Origin of the sequence: Aeromonas sp. QDB17 (genome assembly GCF_027705305.1) — a bacterium.
Lineage (GTDB): Bacteria > Pseudomonadota > Gammaproteobacteria > Enterobacterales > Aeromonadaceae > Aeromonas > Aeromonas caviae.
The window spans coordinates 1-2,672 of record NZ_JAPDBP010000047.1 but is presented as its reverse complement, the minus strand read 5'-3'; the positions used below and the strand labels follow the sequence as shown (position 1 = coordinate 2,672).

Genomic DNA, 2,672 nt, shown 5'->3' with positions numbered 1-2,672 from the left:
TGATTGTCGGCATCCAATGGCTGGTCCAGCAGGACGCTAAAGAAACGTAGCGCCTCTTCTGGGGCAACAGGACGGGCAGCCAATGCTTTGGTCTGGGTTTTGAATTCATCCCAATGAGCAAGTCCCAACCCTAATTCCTCTTTGACAATAGCCGGGTCAAATGTCGTCGAGTGAGAGACTTTGACTGCCCCAGTGCTATTACGCAACGCCATCTGCAGGGTGTTATTACAGACCACTCGCAATGAGGTAAATTGCGCCGTGGTGCAGAGCGTGCCGTCGCAGCTGGTTGCCAGCAGCAGATAGGACTTCACCAAGTCATTGCCTTTGAGTTTCAAGTCTTGGCCGGTACGGGCCAGCGCCCACAATTTACGGCCGCCCTTAAGTGAGCCAGCGGTTTCTAATTCAAAGCCGCCGATTTCCACTAAATCCTGATAGAAGTGCAGCACCTCATGGGGCTGTACCACGTTATAGCGTTGGGAGACGACCGACAGGGGTTCGAGCGTGTCGGATCGGTAAAGCACCTTGCTGTCTTTATAGGGGCGAATATGCAAGGCATCGGTAGCAACGTTAAACATCACATTGCTCTGCTCGATGGTCCAGTCCATTCCGGCAGCTTTAAGCCAGATCTCCAAGGATTGTCGTGGGGGTAAGATATTTCCGAGGCCGTGCCAGGGTGTTTGGCCAGTGTAGGCCATGGTATCGATGAGATGAGCCATATATCAATCTCCAATGAAAAAGGGGCTGGCAAAGCAGCTCCAGAGGTAGGTTCATAGAGAGAATATATATCTGAAATTTATTTGATTGAAGGTAATCGGAATGCAAGGTGACAGCACAGCACCATAAAATCAGACGGTGCTATATGAAAATGCCGGACGGCCGCCAGTAATGTTTTGGGGTTCATTTGCAGCTGATATTTTTGATATTCCAGATATTTTTGATATTCGTATCTGAAAGTATCTGGAGGGGCATGCTTGATGGGGTGCAGGGACTTTGACATCAGAGGGAGGAGAAGCGACCAGCGTACCAAGATCAACGCTGTTAGGTCGTGGTGGCACGAAAGTGCATTAACCTACGCTTTGGCAACTTGCTCCACTCCTGAAAACAATACTCTACAATATAAATATATACAATCTATTCTCGCAGGTATATTTGGCATTGATGTGCATCAAGATGTGCTCATTCATTAGGCTAAGGGTGATGATACCTGAACAGTGATTGCACAACTTTAGTTTTTTTACCCAACTCAATGATGTTTTCAACATCATCTCCAGGGGCAGATAAAAACATCATGATAGCTGAATGGTCCAAAAGGCAAACGCCGAGAGAAGAACCTGTAATACAATGAATTAGATTTTTAGATAAATCATCTGATAAGACGAATCCTGCTTCAATTAATTCTTCTACAAATGATGTATGTTCTACATCTGTGTTGATTTTATCTAGTCCAGTCAATATTTTCCCTGAGATTTCATTAAGTTTATCAAGTAGGCCGTGGTTAATAAATTCGGAGAAGTGATTAAGATTTAAACCATTATTTATAGATGTTTGTCTTGAATGTGCAACTTTTTCCTGAACGTGCGAAGTTGTGTGTCGTGCAATGGTATAATTATAAGCGTAGATAGCTTGTGCTATGATCGTATTATACGTATTTCCGCCAGATATAATAGAGTGTTTTATATATTCATCTTTAGAAAGCCATGAGTCATTGCTGTTTCCTATAACGTGCTGAGATGCACGTGTAGGGACAAAAACGATGCCTTGATGGTTTATAATGTCATTAACCTGTTGCATTAAAGAACCATTCTTAATCGCCTTCCACTTTAAATTGTACATTAATCCAATTTTTAGCACAGCTAGCGCATGTTTAATAAACCCGAATGTAGATAGATTTTCTCTATCTACACTATCGATTATGTCTAAAGCCATTGTTGGATTTTTATTTTTAATGCAGTTAAGAGCTTCTATTAGTATAGTGTATTGAGTGAAATATTTTTGGTATTGATTGGTCTTTTGTTTCGTTAGCGTGTTGATTTTGGTGACATTGTTTTTGTTAAATTCAGCCACTCTCTGATTGTAGTCCTTCGCTTTAACCGCTTGATAGGCAAGGATGTTTGAGCTGTAAGTTAAGTGGTTAGCAATAGGTGGCAGAGATACCATATTTGATAGATAAATTAATTGTTCTTCAAGTTGATATAATTGCTTGTCGTTGTCAAATCGATACACTGCTGGGGTTTCAAAAAATGAAATAATTATTTCAACGATCTCATCTAAGTACAGAGTTTTACGTTCATTCAAATTAAGATGCAATGATGTATAAGCAGCAGGTATACCTATTATTGCCCCTCCAATGTGTGCTTTTTCATTTTTAAGGTCAAGTAAAGTGTAGATGTATTGTGCAAGCAGGTTAAGTGTTTTGTTGTCTAGGGTAAGCTTCCTATAGGTGCTATAAAAATGGCCAAACATACCTGTTTTGTTATCTATATCTTGGAGGATGATTATAGCGGTGTAAGCAGCGGCTATAGGTCTAATGCTAAAAACAGAATTATCAACCTTTGCAGCAGAAAATTTGTGGTTGCAAATTTTAATGATTTGATTCAATTTTGTACAGGTTTGATTTTTTGATCCTGTTAAATAATAAAGGTATTTTAATAAGTCATTAATTAACGACTTAT

General features: G+C 40.4%; 2 protein-coding genes. Both read right to left on the bottom strand.

Annotated features, from left to right (window positions below):
• Positions 1-716 (bottom strand): DUF932 domain-containing protein (locus OKC41_RS20950; RefSeq protein WP_270672342.1); only part of this gene is annotated, 716 nt, incomplete at its 3' end.
• Between the two features lie 472 nt (positions 717-1,188).
• A partial coding sequence (locus tag OKC41_RS20945; RefSeq protein ID WP_270672341.1) for a hypothetical protein occupies positions 1,189-2,672 on the bottom strand: 1,484 nt, incomplete at its 5' end.